Source organism: Jatrophihabitans cynanchi (genome assembly GCF_027247405.1).
Lineage (GTDB): Bacteria > Actinomycetota > Actinomycetes > Mycobacteriales > Jatrophihabitantaceae > Jatrophihabitans_B > Jatrophihabitans_B cynanchi.
In genome coordinates, this window is record NZ_CP097463.1 from 832,591 (window position 1) to 848,338 (window position 15,748).

The 15,748-nt window shown below is 71.3% G+C and carries 16 protein-coding genes; 7 read left to right on the forward strand and 9 right to left on the reverse strand.

Annotated features, from left to right (window positions below):
• Nucleotides 1-942 carry a UDP-glucose 4-epimerase GalE gene (gene galE / locus M6B22_RS04040; protein ID WP_269444493.1) on the reverse strand — a complete coding sequence of 314 codons (942 nt, stop codon included), beginning with the start codon at nucleotides 940-942 and terminating at the stop codon, nucleotides 1-3.
• A gap of 12 nt (nucleotides 943-954) precedes the next feature.
• The gene (locus M6B22_RS04045; RefSeq protein ID WP_269444494.1) at nucleotides 955-1,800 is read right to left on the reverse strand and encodes a spermidine synthase; all 846 of its coding nucleotides are present in this window, start codon (nucleotides 1,798-1,800) and stop codon (nucleotides 955-957) included.
• An 82-nt stretch (nucleotides 1,801-1,882) separates the two neighbouring features.
• Between M6B22_RS04045 and pknB the strand changes: the two genes are divergently transcribed.
• The 4 genes from pknB (at nucleotide 1,883) to aroF (ending at nucleotide 6,907) form a co-directional block, all read left to right on the forward strand.
• Nucleotides 1,883-3,928: a Stk1 family PASTA domain-containing Ser/Thr kinase gene (gene pknB / locus M6B22_RS04050; protein WP_269444495.1), complete on the forward strand. Its 2,046-nt coding sequence runs from the start codon at nucleotides 1,883-1,885 to the stop codon at nucleotides 3,926-3,928.
• Nucleotides 3,929-3,983: 55 nt separating this feature from the next.
• Nucleotides 3,984-4,775, forward strand: a complete 792-nt coding sequence (locus M6B22_RS04055; RefSeq protein ID WP_331459784.1) for a deoxyribonuclease IV — start codon at nucleotides 3,984-3,986, stop codon at nucleotides 4,773-4,775.
• Nucleotides 4,776-4,914: 139 nt separating this feature from the next.
• Nucleotides 4,915-5,802, forward strand: a complete 888-nt coding sequence (locus M6B22_RS04060; RefSeq protein ID WP_269444496.1) for a PDDEXK family nuclease — start codon at nucleotides 4,915-4,917, stop codon at nucleotides 5,800-5,802.
• A gap of 73 nt (nucleotides 5,803-5,875) precedes the next feature.
• A complete protein-coding gene (aroF, locus tag M6B22_RS04065; protein ID WP_269444497.1) occupies nucleotides 5,876-6,907 on the forward strand; it encodes a 3-deoxy-7-phosphoheptulonate synthase in 1,032 nt (343 codons plus the stop codon).
• Nucleotides 6,908-6,960: 53 nt separating this feature from the next.
• Here aroF and M6B22_RS04070 read toward each other — a convergent pair whose 3' ends face one another.
• Nucleotides 6,961-7,536 (reverse strand): hypothetical protein, encoded by a 576-nt coding sequence (locus tag M6B22_RS04070; protein ID WP_269444498.1) that lies wholly within the window; start codon nucleotides 7,534-7,536, stop codon nucleotides 6,961-6,963.
• Between the two features lie 225 nt (nucleotides 7,537-7,761).
• Nucleotides 7,762-8,604, reverse strand: a complete 843-nt coding sequence (locus M6B22_RS04075; protein WP_269444499.1) for a GAF and ANTAR domain-containing protein — start codon at nucleotides 8,602-8,604, stop codon at nucleotides 7,762-7,764.
• A gap of 216 nt (nucleotides 8,605-8,820) precedes the next feature.
• Here M6B22_RS04075 and M6B22_RS04080 point away from each other — a divergent pair, with 216 nt between their 5' ends.
• Nucleotides 8,821-9,225, forward strand: coding sequence for an STAS domain-containing protein (locus M6B22_RS04080; RefSeq protein ID WP_269444500.1), 405 nt, complete (start codon nucleotides 8,821-8,823; stop codon nucleotides 9,223-9,225).
• An 8-nt stretch (nucleotides 9,226-9,233) separates the two neighbouring features.
• On the opposite strand, the gene M6B22_RS04085 is transcribed toward M6B22_RS04080, so the two are convergent.
• The 5 genes from M6B22_RS04085 to M6B22_RS04105 form a co-directional block, all read right to left on the reverse strand.
• Nucleotides 9,234-10,238, reverse strand: coding sequence for a threonine aldolase family protein (locus tag M6B22_RS04085; RefSeq protein WP_269444501.1), 1,005 nt, complete (start codon nucleotides 10,236-10,238; stop codon nucleotides 9,234-9,236).
• Nucleotides 10,235-11,614 (reverse strand): class II 3-deoxy-7-phosphoheptulonate synthase, encoded by a 1,380-nt coding sequence (locus M6B22_RS04090; RefSeq protein ID WP_269444502.1) that lies wholly within the window; start codon nucleotides 11,612-11,614, stop codon nucleotides 10,235-10,237. The genes M6B22_RS04085 and M6B22_RS04090 overlap by 4 nt, the downstream gene beginning before the upstream one ends.
• A 146-nt stretch (nucleotides 11,615-11,760) precedes the next feature.
• Nucleotides 11,761-12,804 (reverse strand): 6-phosphofructokinase, encoded by a 1,044-nt coding sequence (locus tag M6B22_RS04095; protein WP_269444503.1) that lies wholly within the window; start codon nucleotides 12,802-12,804, stop codon nucleotides 11,761-11,763.
• A 28-nt stretch (nucleotides 12,805-12,832) separates the two neighbouring features.
• Nucleotides 12,833-13,303, reverse strand: coding sequence for a polyadenylate-specific 3'-exoribonuclease AS (locus M6B22_RS04100; RefSeq protein WP_269444504.1), 471 nt, complete (start codon nucleotides 13,301-13,303; stop codon nucleotides 12,833-12,835).
• Nucleotides 13,304-13,308: 5 nt separating this feature from the next.
• Nucleotides 13,309-14,061 (reverse strand): lysophospholipid acyltransferase family protein, encoded by a 753-nt coding sequence (locus M6B22_RS04105; protein ID WP_269444505.1) that lies wholly within the window; start codon nucleotides 14,059-14,061, stop codon nucleotides 13,309-13,311.
• Nucleotides 14,062-14,231: 170 nt separating this feature from the next.
• Between M6B22_RS04105 and M6B22_RS04110 the strand changes: the two genes are divergently transcribed.
• Nucleotides 14,232-15,002, forward strand: coding sequence for an alpha/beta hydrolase (locus M6B22_RS04110; RefSeq protein WP_269444506.1), 771 nt, complete (start codon nucleotides 14,232-14,234; stop codon nucleotides 15,000-15,002).
• Nucleotides 14,999-15,706, forward strand: coding sequence for a hypothetical protein (locus M6B22_RS04115; protein WP_269444507.1), 708 nt, complete (start codon nucleotides 14,999-15,001; stop codon nucleotides 15,704-15,706). The genes M6B22_RS04110 and M6B22_RS04115 overlap by 4 nt, the downstream gene beginning before the upstream one ends.
• Nucleotides 15,707-15,748: the final 42 nt, after the last annotated feature.

Sequence of the window (15,748 nt, forward strand, 5' to 3'; positions counted from 1 at the left end):
TCAGCGGCTACCGGCCCATGCGTCCGCGACCATGGTGCGCAGTTCGGGCCGCCGCGGCGCCCAGCCGAGCTCACTGCGGATCCGGTCACCGGCAGCGACGAGCGTGGCCGGATCGCCGGGTCGCCGCGGCCCGCTCACCACCGGCACCTCATGACCGGTGACCTCGGCAACACAGTCGATCACCTGGCGCACCGAGAAGCCGCTCCCGTTGCCGAGGTTGTAGACCACGTGCCCGTCCCGCGCGGCGGCGATCGCGAGCACGTGCGCCTCGGCGAGGTCGGCAACGTGGATGTAATCGCGCACGCACGTCCCGTCCGGGGTCGGATAGTCCTCGCCGTACAGGGTGAGCCGGTCACGCCGGCCGGCTGCGACCTGAAGCGCGATCGGGATCAGGTGCGTCTCGGTCGTGTGCCGCTCGGTCAGCCCGTTCCACGCGCCCGCGACGTTGAAGTAACGCAGGGACGCGGCCTGCAGTCCGTAGGCGGCCGCGTAGTCCCCGATCATCAGGTCGACTGCCAGCTTGCTCGAACCGTACGGGCTGGTCGGCCGGGTCGGCGCGTCCTCGGTGATGGGCACCTCGTCCGGCTCGCCGTAGGTCGCAGCAGTGGAGGAGAACACCAGGCGGCGCACATCGGCCGCCCGCATCGCCTCGAGCAGGGCGCGCGATCCCTCGACGTTGTTCTGCCAGTACAGCGCGGGATTCGTCACCGACTCGCCCACCAGCGACTTGGCGGCGAAGTGCAGCACGCCGTCGAAGTCGGCGCTGAGCACGTCGCCCGCCTGATCGATCCCGGCCTGCACGAATTCGGCACCGGACGGCACCGCGTCGCGATGACCGGTGGACAGGTCGTCCAGGACGGTGACCCGGTGCCCGGCCTCGAGCAGGTGCCCGGTCACCACCGAACCGATGTAGCCCGCGCCGCCGCTCACCAGAAGCCTCATGGCTCCATTCTGCTAGCCGCCGACCCGCCAGATCTCATCGGGCGGCGCCGGCGAACGCATCGGGACGGCCGCGGTCAGCGGGGCAGCGTCGCGGACCAGGTCCGTGAGTTCCGCACCGGACACCACCCGCTGCGGGAACATCGCGCCGGCCGCCCGGCGGGCCAATTCGGCCACCGGAAGGTCGCCACCAGAGGCCGCGAGCACCACGTTGCCGAACCGGCGTCCCTTGAGCACCGCCGGATCGGCACGCACCAGGACGTCGGCGAACACGGTGCGCAGCGCCGCGACCAGCCGACGGGTGTAGGTGACGTCGCCGCCGTCGGCAATGTTGGCCAGGAACGTCCCCGCGGGCTTGAGGGCGCGCGCGACCTCGGTCAGGAACTCCACTGTGGTCAACTCGGCGGGCACCCGGCCGCCGGCGAACGCGTCCAGCACCAGCACGTCCGCACCCGCGTCCCGCAGCGCCACGATCCCCTCGGCGCCACCGACCGGGCGGATCCGGACCCTGGTGCCGCGCGCGAACGGCAATCGCGCCCGCACCAGGGCGGTCAGCTGTTCGTCCGGTTCGAGCACGATCTGGGTCGAGCCGGGCCGGGTGGCGCCGACGTACCGGGCCAGAGTGCACGCTCCCCCGCCGACGTGCGTCACGGCGAGCGGCCCGGCCGGCAGGGCGTCGAACACGTCGGCGAACCACTGGGCGTACTCGAAGTCCAGGTACGTCGGATCGTCCAGGTCGACGTACGACTGGCGGATCCGGTCGATGAGCAACAACCAGCCGCCGGGACGGTCGGCGTCGGCCAGGAACTGGACCGCGCCGCCCGCGGTGCCCTCGCCCGGGTCCCCCTGGTCGGCCAACACGTGCCCAATCTAGTCAGCACCTCCTGTGCCGTCCGGCGGTGCGTCAGCAAGATCGGACGCGAATCGCCCGTAGAATCACGGCGTGCAGACGGCGACCGCAGATCCGCTGATCGGCCGCACGCTCGAAGGCCGGTACCGCATCGTCGACCGCATCGCCCGCGGCGGGATGTCCACGGTGTACTCGGCAGTCGACGAGCGGCTCGACCGGCTTGTCGCGGTCAAGATCATGTCCGGCGCGCTGTCCTCCGACCCCGCGTTCAGCGACCGGTTCGCCCGCGAGGCGCGCGCGGCCGCGAGGTTGACTCACCTGAACACAGTGGCCGTCTACGACCAGGGCTCGGACACCAGCAACGGCGAGCACCACGTGTTCCTCGTGATGGAGTTGGTTCAGGGCCGCACGCTGCGGGACCTGATCCGCGAGCGCGCCGCGGCCGCCCCCGGCAACAAGGCCGGCGGGACGTTCACGCCGGCCGAGGCGATCTCGATCATGCAGCCGGTGCTGAGCGCCCTGTCCGCGGCGCACCGGGCGGGCATCGTGCACCGCGACGTGAAGCCGGAGAACATCCTGCTCTCGGACGACGGCGTGGTGAAGGTCGCGGACTTCGGCCTGGCCCGCGCGGTCGAGGCCGATGCGGCGTCCACCCGCACCGGGCTGATGATGGGCACCGTCGCGTACTGCGCACCGGAGCAGATCACCCGTGGCCAGGCCGACCCCCGCGCGGACGTGTACGCGAGCGGCGTCGTGCTGTTCGAACTGCTCACCGGCAAGCCGCCGTACCAGGGCGAGTCGGCGATGAACGTGGCCTACCAGCACGTGCACAGCCGGGTTCCCGCCCCGTCCTCGCGGGCCAAGGGCGTTCCGTCGGAGATCGACGAACTCGTGGTGCTCGCCACCGACCCCGACCCGGACGAGCGCCCCGCCGACGCAGGTGAGTTCCTTGCCGAACTAGCCGACATCCGCGCGCAACTCGGGCTGCCGGTGGTCCCGATACCGCCGCGCCCCCGCCGCACCGCCCGGCCGGGCGGACGGGATGTCGCGCAGGCACGCACCACCGCGCATCCACGCCGGCCGCCCGGCGCGCGCACCACCGATCACCTCGGCGCCATCGCCGCCGCACCGCACGACACCCAGATCGTGCCGGGGCGCGCGGCGCCCGGCCCTGCCCGTCGCACCGACAGCCCGCCGCCCCCGGTGGTGATCCCGCCGCCGAAGCGCAAGCAGCTCACCGAGCGGCAGCGGCGCAGGCGGCGCGGGCTGATCGCGCTGCTCGTCATCATCCTGCTCGGCCTCGGGGCCGGCGTCGCCGCCTGGTGGTTCGCCGCCGGCCGGTACTCGAAGGTGCCGAACCTGCACAACGACAGCCTCACCAGCGCCCGGGCCGAACTGTCCGGCGCCGGCTTCAAGGTGGGCAGCGTCGCCACCGACTTCTCCGAGACCGTGCCGAAGAACCAGGTGATCGGCACGCGGCCGGGCGCCGGGTCGCGGCTCGAGCGTGGCAAGGCCGTCTCGATCACGATCTCACTGGGCAAGTACCGCATCGAGGTGCCCAAGGTCGCCGGCCAGACGCTGGAGGACGCGGAGTCGGCCATCGCCGGCAAGGGCCTGCAGTTCCGCGTCACGCAGACCTCGGACGACAAGGTGCACGCGGGCAACGCGATCAAGACCAGCCCGGCCGCGGGCGAGAAGGTGAAGAAGGACCAGGTCGTCACCATCTTCGTCTCCAGCGGCCCGCCGGTGATCGACATCCCGCAGTTCGACCCCGGCACCCCGGTCGCCCAGGTCGACCGCAAGCTCAAGAGCCTCGGGCTCAAGGTCAGCCACAACGAGGAGTTCAGCGACAGCGTCCCGAAGAACGGGCTGATCACCCTCGCACCGTCGGACCAGGCCGTGAAGTTCAGCACCATCGTGGTCACCGTGTCCAAGGGTCCGCAGATGGTGACGATCCCTGACATCGCGCCGCTCGTCACCCTGGCCCGCGACGCGAAGGCGCAGCTGGAGTCACTCGGCCTCGTGGTCGACCTCGAGCCGATTCCCGGTGCCCGGCAGGATCCGGTCGTGCTGGACATGAACCCCAAGTCCGGCGAGCGGGTCAGGGTGGGTTCCACTGTCACGTTGCGGGTCTTCTGACGCCGTGATGCGCCGCGTTTCGCCCCTGGGGGCGCATGTTTCGGTCGCCGGCGGCTTGGCGCACGCGCTGCCGCGGGCCGAGGCGGTCGGCGCCGAGGCGATCCAGATCTTCGTGTCCAGCCCGCGCGCCTGGGCGCCGCCGCCGCCCGATCCGGACGGAGACGACGCGTTCAGGTCGGCCTGCGACCTGCCGGTCTTCATCCATGCGCCGTATCTGATCAACTTCGGCTCGCCCTCACCGGAGACGCTCGCCCGCTCGTGTGCGGCCCTGGAGTTCGCGCTGCGGCGGGGCGCGGCAGTCGGCGCGCGCGGCGTCGTGGTGCACGCGGGATCGGCCGTGCTGGGGAACGCGTGGGACGCGGCGATGGCACAGGTGCGTGAGCACGTACTGCCGCTCCTCGACACGATGCCGCCGGGACCGCGGCTGCTGATCGAGCCGACCGCGGGCGGTGGCGGCGCGCTCGCCTCCAGCGCCGAGTCGCTCGGTGCGTACCTCGACGTCCTCGGCCGCGACGAGCGAATCGGCGTGTGCCTGGACACCTGCCACATGCACGCCGCCGGCCACGACCTGTCGACGCCCGCCTCGTTCGCCACCGCGCTGCGCACCTTCGTCCGGGCAGCCGGGCGCGGCGCTGTCGGGCTGGTGCACGTGAACGACAGTCGCGATCCTGCCGGGTCCCGGCGCGACCGGCACGCGGCGATCGGGCACGGCACGATCGGGCGGGACGGGTTCGCGGCACTGTTCAGCACGCCCGCGATCCGCGGCGTCCCGCTGGTCGTCGAGTCCGAGGTGGGCGACCATGCCGCCGACATCGCCGCCCTGAAGGCGCTGCGCTCCGGGGCTTGACGGGCGCGATTGCTGCTCTGTCATGCGATTGCGGGGTCCTGAGCCCTCAATCGCAGGTCGAACGCGTTGTTCGATTGACTGTCCACAGCTGCGTGCGCCGCCCGGTCGCTGGTCGCCGAATCACGCGAGCCTGTGCGCCATGGCGCTCTCACTCGGCGATCCGCGGCTGATCAGCACGTGGACCGCACTGCGACTCAGCGGCACCAGCCCCGACCGGATCCGGGCGCAGCTCGAGGCCGGCCGCTGGCGGCGCTGGGGGTACGCGATCGCCTTGCACAACGGGCCACTCACCCGCGAGCAGCGCTGGTTCGTCGCCCGCGTACACGGTGGCCCGCGGGCGTTGCTCACCGCGTTCACTGCCCTTGAGGCGTTCGGCCTGTCGGGCTGGCAGCGCGACCGTGTCGATCTGCTCACGCCGGCCGGCGCGCGGCGCAACCTCGGCAGCCCGGTCCCGTTCCAGGTTCATCGCGTGCGCACCTGGGACAGCGTGCGCCGCCACCGCCGAGCACCGGTTCACCGTTGCGCCGACGCCGCTCTGGTCGCGGCTGCGAGCTTCGCGTCGGCGCGCCCGGCGTGCGGATTGCTCGCCGCAGTCGTCCAGCAGCGCCTGGTCGGGCCGGCGCACCTGCGCGAATCCCTCGAGCGTGCGCCACGGCTGAGGCACCGGGCGTTGCTGCAGTCGGCGTTAGACGACATCGCGCAGGGCTCACAGGCGCTGTCCGAGATCGACTTCATCCGGCTCTGTCGCCGCGCCGGGCTGCCGCCGCCGCAGCGGCAGACGATCCGCCGCGAGCGGGGCGGGCGCCGCCGACACCTGGACGCGACGTGGCGACGCCGGGACGGACGGTTGCTCGTCGTCGAGGTGGACGGTGCGCTGCATCTGGAACAGCGACGCTGGTGGGACGATCAACATCGCCAGAACGAGATCGTGTTGTCGGATGCGATCGTGCTCCGATTCCCCAGCGCCGTGGTGCGCACCCAACCCGAGGTGGTCGCCGTCCAGATCCGTCGCGCGCTCGGCCTTTGAGGTGCGATAGCGGGGCCGGGGCCCCGCTATCGCATGACAGAGCGGGCAGCGGGCGGTGTATAGGCTGCCCTGCATGGTCATCGTCATGGCGCCGGGTGCCTCCGACAGCGACATCGCCGACGTCGTCACGCACATCGAGACGCACGGCGGGCAGGCGTTCGTCAGCCGCGGCGTGATGCGCACGATCGTCGGCGTGGTGGGCACCGAGGAGGTGCTCGAGACGCTGGACGCCGGCAGGCTGCCCGGTGTCGCCGAGACGATGCGCATCACCGCCCCGTACAAGCTGGTGTCCGCGCAGAACCACGCGAAGCGCACCACGATCCGGGTCGGCGGCGTGCCGATCGGTCCGGACACGTTCACCCTGATCGCGGGTCCGTGCGCGGTCGAGACGGCCGAGCAGACCCTCGAGTCGGCGCGGATGGCCAAGCGCGCGGGCGCGACCCTGCTGCGCGGCGGCGCGTACAAGCCCAGGACCTCGCCCTACGCGTTCCAGGGGTTGGGCGTCGAGGGCTTGCGCATCCTGGCCGAGGTGCGCGACGTCGTAGGGCTGCCGATCGTCACCGAGGTGATGGACGCCGCCGACGTCGAGGTCGTGACCGAGCACGCGGACATGCTGCAGGTCGGTACCCGGAACATGCAGAACTTCGGCCTGTTGCAGGCGGTCGGCGCGTGCGGCAAGCCGGTGATGCTCAAGCGCGGCCTGACCGCGACGTACGAGGAATGGCTGATGGCGGCCGAGTACATCGCCCAGCGCGGCAACCTGGACATCGTGCTGTGCGAGCGCGGTGTGCGCTCGTTCGAGCCCGCGATCCGCAATCTGCTGGACGTGTCCGCGGTACCGATGATGCAGCGCCTCTCGCACCTGCCGGTGATCGTCGACCCGTCGCACGCCGCCGGCCGGCGCGACCTGGTGGTGCCGCTCGCGCGTGCCGGGATCGCGGCCGGAGCCGACGGCGTGATGGTCGACGTGCACCCGCACCCGGAGGCGGCTCTGTGCGACGGCGCCCAGGCCCTCTTCGGCGACGCGCTGGACGAGCTGGCACGCGCCGTCAGCACCATCCCGGCGCTGCTCGGTCGCACGTCGGCCGCCCACCTCGCCGGCTGAGCGGCACGCGCGCCGCGAAGTTCCGGGTGCCCTGGAAACCCGCGCGACTTCGATCAGGTTGTGTCGCTGTTGCCGCCACCGACGGTGCGGATGATCTGTTCGGCCACGGCCCGCAGGCCGCCGTGCTCGAGGCCGGCCCGTCGTTCCAGCTCGACGCGGGCCGCGCCGGGGGTGTGACCTCGGTCGATGAGCACACCGACGGCTCGGTCGATCGCGATGTGGGTGTCGAGGCCGGACTCGGTGACGTCGGTGCTGAGGTGCCGGTCAAGGACGATCGTGGCGGGGTCGATTCCGAGGGAATAGCTGAGATCGGCGGCGAGATCGATGAACGCCCCGGGTGTGGCGGCGAGCAGCAGGAGGGTGCTCGCCGGATCGGTGGCGGTGAGCGCCCCTAGCGGAAGCAGTAGCGAGGTTGCCGCGGGGCGGCCGCCGGCACCGTGCTCACGGACGGTGAAGCTCACCGTGTGGCCGTCCAGCCCGATCGTCATCGTCAGGCCGGTAAAGGCGCTTACGGCGAGTTTGACGTCGTCGGCGACGGCCCGCAGTTGCGTCTCGAGGTCGATGTCGTCGTTGCCGAGGGCCTGGGTGAGCGCGGCGAGGTCAGCCGTCAAGGCTGCGGAGATGTCCACCGAGGGTTCTCCGGCGTCCCGATCGCAGAATCTTGTGCCCGTTCGGGCGGCAGCAGGTCGCTGTGGCCGTCATCCAAGGCCAGAGGCGGGTCGGGTCCCGGATCCAAGGCTTCAGGCGTCCTACGCTACGCGCCGAACGCGAGTGCCGGGACGCTTGCACGTCGCCGTGCTCGGCCCAGGGTCAGGCCCGGGGTCAGGCCTCGGTGTGGTCAGGCCTCGGTGTGGTCAGGCCTCGGTGTGCCGCGCGCGTGCTCGTCGGATCGCCTCGTCGCGGATGTGCTGCGCGACGGTGTGTAGTTTCTGGTTCTCGCTCTGGCTGATCTGCCGTAGCCGGTCGAAGGCCTCGTCCGGGCCGCACCCGATGCGGCTCATCACGATGCCCATCGCCTGGTCGATGGTGGACCGACTGGTCAACGCGGCCTGCAGTTGCGCCGCGAGCCGGCGGGTCTGAGCGAGCACCTGGGCGTTCTGCACCGCGATCGCGGCGGGCACCGCGAACAGTTCCCCGATCAACGCGGCGTGCGTGTCGAAGGCACCGGGCCGGTGCGCGTACACGTTCATCGCACCGAGCACCCCATCGGATGTCAGCAACGGGATAGACAGCACGCTGTGCACCCCGAGGTGCCCCACGCGCGGCCCGAAGTGCGGCCACTGCGGGTCGTCACTCAGCGACCCGGAACGCACCGTCCGGGCCTCGGCGGCGGCGGTGATGCAGGGACCCTCCTCGATGCTGTACTGAATCGCGTCGACCTGGCCCACGAACGGAGCGCTTGCCACGATCGTGTCGCTGCGCCCGGCCTCGATCATGGTCAGGCCCGCGCCGTCCGCACCGGGTATGGCTGCGACCGCGTACTCGGCGATCCTGGTCAACACGTCGGCCAGCTGCATCTGACCGGTCGCGAGCCGGGACAGCGCGGCCACGCTGGTTCGCAGATCGTCGTCCTCGCTGGCGGCCAGCATCTGGGTGGCTGCATCGGAGCCGGCAACGTCCGACCGACCAGCAGCGCTGTGCTGTAGCGGGTCCTGCACCGGGGTGTCGCCAGCGGCGCCCGGCGTGGTCTCATTCATGATCGTTCCTCGCGTCTGCCACCGGTTCCGGACGACTTGCCGCTGACGATACGCGCACCCGCTCAGGCGCCCGGCCCGCCGAATCGGGCAGGGCGCGCTAGACTCTGGGTGGTTGAGACCTCAGCCGGGTCCAGGGCAGAATTCTCGCCGGACGGCGGTTCTGTGAGCGGTAGCTCGACACTGGACGATGCACCGTGATCCACGATCGGATCACTAATGTCCAGCCTGCCCGACACCCTCCGAAGACGCGTTGCAACGCCGTCACCCCCCGTTCGCGAAGCACCGCTGGAACCAGCAAGCACGCCCGCGGAGCCGATCTCGGGGTTGGCGGTACGGCTCGACCGGTCCGAGCGGCGCGTGACCGTGAGCGGCGAACTCGACCTGGCCACCGTTCCCAGGCTGAACGACGTCATGAGCCTGCTCTTGCACGTCAACCCCGGCGACAGCACCATCGACGTCGCCGGCTTGAGCTTCATCGACGCAGCCGGCCTCAGCTGCCTGGTTGCCCAGTCAAAGCTGCTCGCCGCAGTCGGTGCGAAGATCAGCATCGTCGGCGCGATACCCCGGCTGCGCAGGGTATTCGACATCGTCAGCATCGGCGATCTGCTGCAGGCGCCCTGACCTGTCGCTCACCGGGCGACCAGCGGGCGCAGCACGTCGATCGCCCGGTCGAGGCCGTCGTCGTCGACGTCCAGGTGCGTGACCAGCCGCAGGAATCGCGGCCCGAGCGCGGACACCAGCACCCCATCGGCCGCCGCCTGCACCGCAACCCCCGCGGCGTCGGCGACGTCCAGCACGACGATGTTGGTGGGCACGGCGGCAGGATCGGCGCCGAGCGCCTCGGCCAGCCGACGGGCCCGGGCGTGGTCGTCGGCCAGCCGCGAGACATGGTGCCGCAGCGCGTACAGCCCGGCCGCGGCGATGATGCCGGCCTGCCGCATGCCCGCGCCGTACCGCTTGCGCCAGACGCGTGCCTCGGCGATCCGTGCGGCACTGGAGACCAGCACCGAACCGACCGGCGCGCCCAGCCCCTTGGACAGGCAGACGGAGACGGTGTCGAACGGCTCGGCGAGCTCGGCGAGTGGCGTACCGGTCGCGACGTGCGCGTTCCACAACCGGGCGCCGTCCAGGTGCAGGCCGAGGCCGTGCTCGCGCGCGAACGTCGCGACCGCCGCCACCTGCTCGGGCGGCTGCACGATGCCGCCACCGAAGTTGTGCGTGTTCTCGACGGCTATCGCGGCGGTGGACACCTGGTACGGGCCGGCGTCCGGGGCGGCCAGATCGGCGATCGCGTCGGCGTCCAGCACGCCGCGCTGCGCCCGCCAGGTGCGGAAGGTGATGCCGGAGAACACCGCGGCGGCGCCGAGCTCGGCGCGCGCGACGTGCGCGAGCGTGTCGCAGATCAGCTCTTGACCGGGCTGCACCAGCAGCCGGATTCCGAGTTGGTTGCCCAGCGATCCGGATGGCACGAACAGCGCCGCCTCGTGCCCGAGCAGGGCGGCGACCTCGGTCTCGAGCGCGGTGACCGTCGGGTCCTCGCCGTAGACGTCATCGCCCACCTCGGCGTCGGCCATCGCGGCGCGCATCGGCGGGGTCGGGCGCGTCACGGTGTCCGAACGCAGGTCGACGATCATGAGTTCTCCCGGCGCCGGCGATCGGCTACCAGTCGTTCGGCGACCCGGAACGCCAGCTCCAGTGACTGCTCGATGTTCAGCCGCGGGTCGCACGCGGTCTCGTAGCGGCGGCTCAGGTCGGCCGCGGTGAGCTCGGCGGTGCCGCCGATGCACTCGGTCACGTCGTCGCCGGTGAGCTCGACGTGCAGGCCGCCCGGGTGCGTCCCGAGTGCGGCGTGCACGTCGAAGAACCCGTCCACCTCGTCGATGATCCGGTCCAGGTGCCGGGTTTTCACACCGTCGGCGGTCTCCTCGGTGTTGCCGTGCATCGGGTCGCACTGCCACACCACCAGGTGCCCGGTCGAGCTCACCTTCTCGACGATCGCCGGCAGCAGGTCGCGGACCTTCGAGTTCGACATCCGGCTGATCAGGGTGAGCCGGCCGGGCGTGTTGTGCGGGTCGAGCCGCTCGACGAGCTCGGCCGCGAACTCCGGCGTCGTGGTCGGCCCGAGCTTGACACCGATCGGGTTCGCGATGCGCGAGACGAAGTCCAGGTGTGCGCCGTCCATCTGCCGGGTGCGCTCGCCGACCCAGACGAAGTGCCCGGACAGGTCGTAGGCGGCGGCCCGGCCGGCGGCGTCGGTCTCGATCCGGGTCAGCGCTCGCTCGTAGTCCAGGATCAGCGCCTCGTGACCGGCGTACAGCTCGACGCCCTCCAGCGCGGCGTCGTGGACCCCGCAGGCGCGCATGAACCGCACCGCGCGGTCGATCTCGGCAGCCAGCTTCTCGTAGCGGTAGCCGGTCTCGGTGCTGCGCGCGAACGCGGTGTTCCACGCGTGCACGCGGTCCAGGGCGGCCAGCCCCCCGCCGGCGTACGCGCGCAGCAGGTTCAGGGTCGAGGCGGCGGTCGAGTAGGCACGCAGGATGCGCTGCGGGTCAGGCGTCCGCTCGCCGTGCAGATCGTTCACCATGTCGCCGCGGTAGGACGGTAGCCCGCTGGCGTCCAGGTCTGACGAGCGCGGCTTGGCGTACTGACCGGCGATCCGGCCGAGTTTGACGACCGGAACCGATGCGCCGTAGGTGAGCACGACCGCCATCTGCAGCAGCACCCGCACCTTGCCGGCGATGTCGGCCTGCGAGGAGGTGGTGAACGTCTCGGCGCAGTCGCCGCCCTGCAGCAGGAACGCCTCGCCGCGCGCGACGGCACCGAGCCGCTCGCGCAACTGGTCCACCTCGGACGCGACCACGAGCGGCGGGGCGCCGGCCAGGCTCTCGGCCACGGCTCGCAGCGCATCGCGATCCGGCCAGTTCGGCTGCTGCGCTGCCGGCAACTCGCGCCACGCGTCCAGCCCGAGTTCGGCGGCGGTGGGCGTTGCGGAGTCGGGCACGGTGGTCACCGGACAAGCCTAGGCGGCGGGCGGAACCCGCTGTCAGAGGCCCGTCCGCCGAACGGGACCGTCAGCCGAACGGGACCGTCAGCCGAACGGGACCGTCCGCCGAACGGGAACGTCCGCCGAACGGGAACGTCAGCGGAACGGGGCCGTCAGCCGAAGAACACCTCGGCCTCGGCGTACCTGTTCGGGTCGACGATCTTGAGCTCGGTGGTCGCCTCGGCAAGCGGCACCCGGACGATGTCGGTACCGCGCAGCGCGACCATCTTGCCCCAGTCGCCGTCGTGGGCGGCGTCGACGGCGTTGAGCCCGAACCGCGTCGCGAGTACCCGGTCGAACGCCGACGGGGTGCCGCCGCGCTGGATGTGGCCGAGCACCGTGGTCCGGGCCTCCTTGCCGGTGCGCTGCTCGATCTGGGCGGCCAGCCACTCGCCGATGCCCCCGAGGCGGACGTGCCCGAACGCGTCCAGACCTTTCTCCAGCACCGCGGCTTCGCCGCCGTCGGGCGTCGCGCCCTCGGCGACCACCAGGATCGGCGCGTAGTGCGATTCGAAGCGGCTCTCGACGTACGCGCACACGCGATCGAGCGAGAACGGCTGCTCGGGGATGAGGATGACGTTGGCGCCGCCGGCCATGCCCGCGTGCAGCGCGATCCAGCCCGCGTGCCGGCCCATCACCTCGACGATCAGCGCCCGGTGGTGCGACTCGGCAGTGGTGTGCAGCCGGTCGATTGCCTCCATCGCGATGTTCACGGCGGTGTCGAAGCCGAAGGTGAAGTCGGTGGCGTTCAGGTCGTTGTCGATCGTCTTCGGGACGCCGATCACGTGCACGCCCAGCTCGTGCAGCCGGGTGGCCACGCCGAGGGTGTCCTCGCCACCGATCGCGATGAGCGCGTCCACACTGTTCGCCGCGAGGTTCTCCCGGATCCGGTCGATGCCGCTCGCGCCGGAGGCGGAGTCCTCGACCTTGAACGGGTTGGTCCGCGACGAGCCGAGGATGGTGCCGCCGCGAGGCAGGATGCCGCGGACGTCGGCGATGCCGAGCGGCATCGTGATGTTCTCCAGCGGCCCCTTCCAGCCGTCGCGGAACCCGACGAACTCGTGCCCGTACACGCCCACGCCCTTGCGGACGACGGCACGGATGACCGCGTTGAGTCCCGGGCAGTCGCCCCCACCCGTCAGCACACCGATTCGCATAGATCGTGACCCTAGCGCGATGAGTGGGTCAGCTCAGAGCCTGCCAGCGCGCGAGGTTGTGCCGCGCATCGGCGAGCGCGTCGTGCTGGTCCGCCGGCGCCGGCGGCAGCGGCGGCGACCCGGCGTCCTCCCAGCGCTGGCGCAACTCGTGGGTGAAGCGCGGGATCACCCGTGGCAGTGCCCGCATGTCGCCCCACAGCTGGGCGAGCACGACGTGGTCGTAGGACGCCATCCAGGCCCACAGCTCGATCGGCTCACCCGGGGCGGTGAGGAAGGCGAGCAGGTCGTCGCGGATTCGCTCGAGCGAGCGCCACGCCTTGTCCGCAGGCGGCGGCAGCTTGTCCAGCACGTGCTTGCGCACCCAGTCGATCGCGCGGGACGGGTCGAACTGGGTCGACACGGCGTAGAACTCGCGGCCGTCCTCGGCGACCACACCGATCGAGACCAGCTCGATGGTGCGGCCGTCCTCGATGAACTCGCAGTCGTAGAAGTACCGCACCGTGATCAGGAAGCGCGGCTGTCCGGCACGCGATCGCCGAGCTCGCGCACGGTGCGGGCTCCGAAGGCCTCCTGATCGAGCCCCTGCGACTTCTTCACCTTGGCCGCGTACTGGTCGACGTACTCCTGGCCGGACAGCTGCATCAGCTCGTACATGATCTCGTCGGTGATCGAGCGCTCGACGAACCGGTCGCCCGCCATGCCCTCGTAGCGGGAGAAGTCGAGCGGCTTGCCGAACCGGACCCCGGGGCGCGGCCGCAGTCGCGGGATGAGCCGCCCGGCCGGCTGGATGACGTCGGTGTTCACCATCGCGCACGGGATCACGACGGCGCCGGATTCCAGCGCCATCCGCGCCACACCCGTCTTGCCGCGGTACAGCCGCCCGTCCGGTGACCGGGTGCCCTCCGGGTAGATGCCGAGCAGCTTGCCCTCACGCAGCACCCGCACCCCGGTGTTCAGCGCGGCCCGGGAGGCATCCGAGTCGGATCGGTCGATCGGCACCTGGCCGACGCCGGCGAAGAACAGTCGCGAGAAGAAACCCTTGATGCCCGGTGTGGTGAAGTACTCGGCCTTGGCCAGGAAGGTGACCTTGCGCTTGACCATGACCGGCATGAAGAACGAGTCGCAGAACGAGAGGTGATTGCTCGCCAGGATCGCCGGGCGGTCGTCCGGGATGTTCTCCAGCCCCTCGGTCCACGGCCGCCACAGACCCCGCAGGAACGGGCCGAGCAGCACGAACTTGGCGAGCCAGTAGAACACGGGCGTGGACTCCCACTTTCCGGCCGGTGCAGGTGTTGTCCCCCGCGACATTAGTGCCTCGGCCGCCCGGGGCCCATTTACTGCCCACCGGTCCGCCCGGATCTCGCCGCGTGCCCGGCCGGGGGGCATGATGGAGGGCCATTGCAGCTTTTCGCAGACGGAGAATCGACGTGGCAGTGTTTCCGGGCGCCGAGCCGTATGCCGCAGACGGCGGGCCGGTCGGGGTGCTGCTCAGCCACGGCTTCACCGGCTGCCCGGCCAGCCTGCGCCCGTGGGCCGAGCATCTGGCTGCGGCCGGGTACACGGTGCGGCTGCCGCTGCTGCCCGGCCACGGCACGAGCTGGCAGGACGCCAACCGCACCGGCTGGCCGGACTGGTACGGCCGCATCGAGCAGAGCTTCGAGGAGCTGGCGGCGCGCTGCGAGCAGGTGTTCGCGTTCGGGCTGTCGATGGGCGGCACGCTCGTGACCCGGCTGGCCGAGCAGCGCGGCGATGCGGTCGCCGGCCTCGTCCTGGTCAACCCGTCCTACGCCACCGAGCGGTTCGACGCCCGGTTCGCGCGCTTCCTCGCCCCGTTCGTGCACTCGCGCCCCGCGATCGGCAACGACATCAAGAAGCCGGGCGTGGTCGAGCCTGCGTACGACCGGACCCCGGTGGCCGCGTTCGCCTCGCTGCAGAAGTTGTGGCACGTGGTCGTGGACGACCTGGACAAGCTGACCTGCCCGGTGCGGATGTACCGCAGCGTCGAGGACCACGTGGTCGAGCCCTTGTCGGCCAAGCTGCTGCTTACCCGCGCGACCGGCACGGCGGTGCAGGAGGTCCTTCTGGAGAACAGCTACCACGTTGCGACGCTCGACAACGACGCACCGGCGATCTTCGACGGCAGTGTCGAGTTCATCCGGTCGGTGGTCGGCACGGCCGCGGTCGAGGACGTGCCATGACCACCCCGTCGACGTCCGAACCCGGCGGGACGGACGCGCATCGTCCACTCGACAACGGTCTGGCCGCGATGCGCTACGTGCCGCTGACCGACATCGCGCCGGACATCGGCAGGCACCTGCTGACCGCGCTCGGCCGGGCCCGCATCGCCGCGTACCTGGACGAGTCCCCTGGACGCGAGGACACCCGGCGGCTGTTCGTCGCCGCCGAGGAACGCAGCGACGCGCGGACCATCGTCGCAGCCGTGGTGCGCGCGGCCGGTGGCACGCCTCCGGCGACGGCGGACGAGCCGGCGCCCCGACCGGACCCGCTGGCCGGTGTCGATCTCGATGCGGCCTTCGCCGACCTGGTCGCCGACTGGCACGTGGACACGGTGACGGCGATCCGAAACGCGGAGAGGGCACTGGCGCGTGAGGACGCCGACTGGAAGGCCGCATTGGAGCAGTCGGCGGACCCGGTCTGGCTGGACGATCAGCACTACGTGCCGCCGGCGCCGCCACCGCTGCCCCGGCTGGCGGCCCCAACCATCACCGCGATGGCGGTGATCGCGATCTCCATCCTGCTGCTGGGGCTCGGCGGCCAGTTCGGCCTGGCGAACAAGCTGACGCTGCTGCTCGGCGTGCTCGGCGTGCTGCTCGGCGCCGGGATCCTGGTGATGCGGTTACGCGAGCGGCACGACGACGATGACGACGGGGCCGTCCTCTGACCTCGGCGGGCGAGTCCGGATCTGAGCGAGCGCGCCGCCTCA

Bases quoted from the DNA above. Each gene is read 5' to 3' on its own strand.
- M6B22_RS04060 (WP_269444496.1), top strand. From the start codon at position 4,915: ATGGCGCTCTCACTCGGCGATCCGCGGCTGATCAGCACGTGGACCGCA.
- M6B22_RS04075 (WP_269444499.1), bottom strand. From the start codon at position 8,604: ATGAATGAGACCACGCCGGGCGCCGCTGGCGACACCCCGGTGCAGGAC.
- M6B22_RS04115 (WP_269444507.1), top strand. From the start codon at position 14,999: ATGACCACCCCGTCGACGTCCGAACCCGGCGGGACGGACGCGCATCGT.
- M6B22_RS04085 (WP_269444501.1), bottom strand. From the start codon at position 10,238: ATGATCGTCGACCTGCGTTCGGACACCGTGACGCGCCCGACCCCGCCG.
- galE (WP_269444493.1), bottom strand. From the start codon at position 942: ATGAGGCTTCTGGTGAGCGGCGGCGCGGGCTACATCGGTTCGGTGGTG.
- M6B22_RS04080 (WP_269444500.1), top strand. From the start codon at position 8,821: ATGTCCAGCCTGCCCGACACCCTCCGAAGACGCGTTGCAACGCCGTCA.
- aroF (WP_269444497.1), top strand. From the start codon at position 5,876: ATGGTCATCGTCATGGCGCCGGGTGCCTCCGACAGCGACATCGCCGAC.
- M6B22_RS04095 (WP_269444503.1), bottom strand. From the start codon at position 12,804: ATGCGAATCGGTGTGCTGACGGGTGGGGGCGACTGCCCGGGACTCAAC.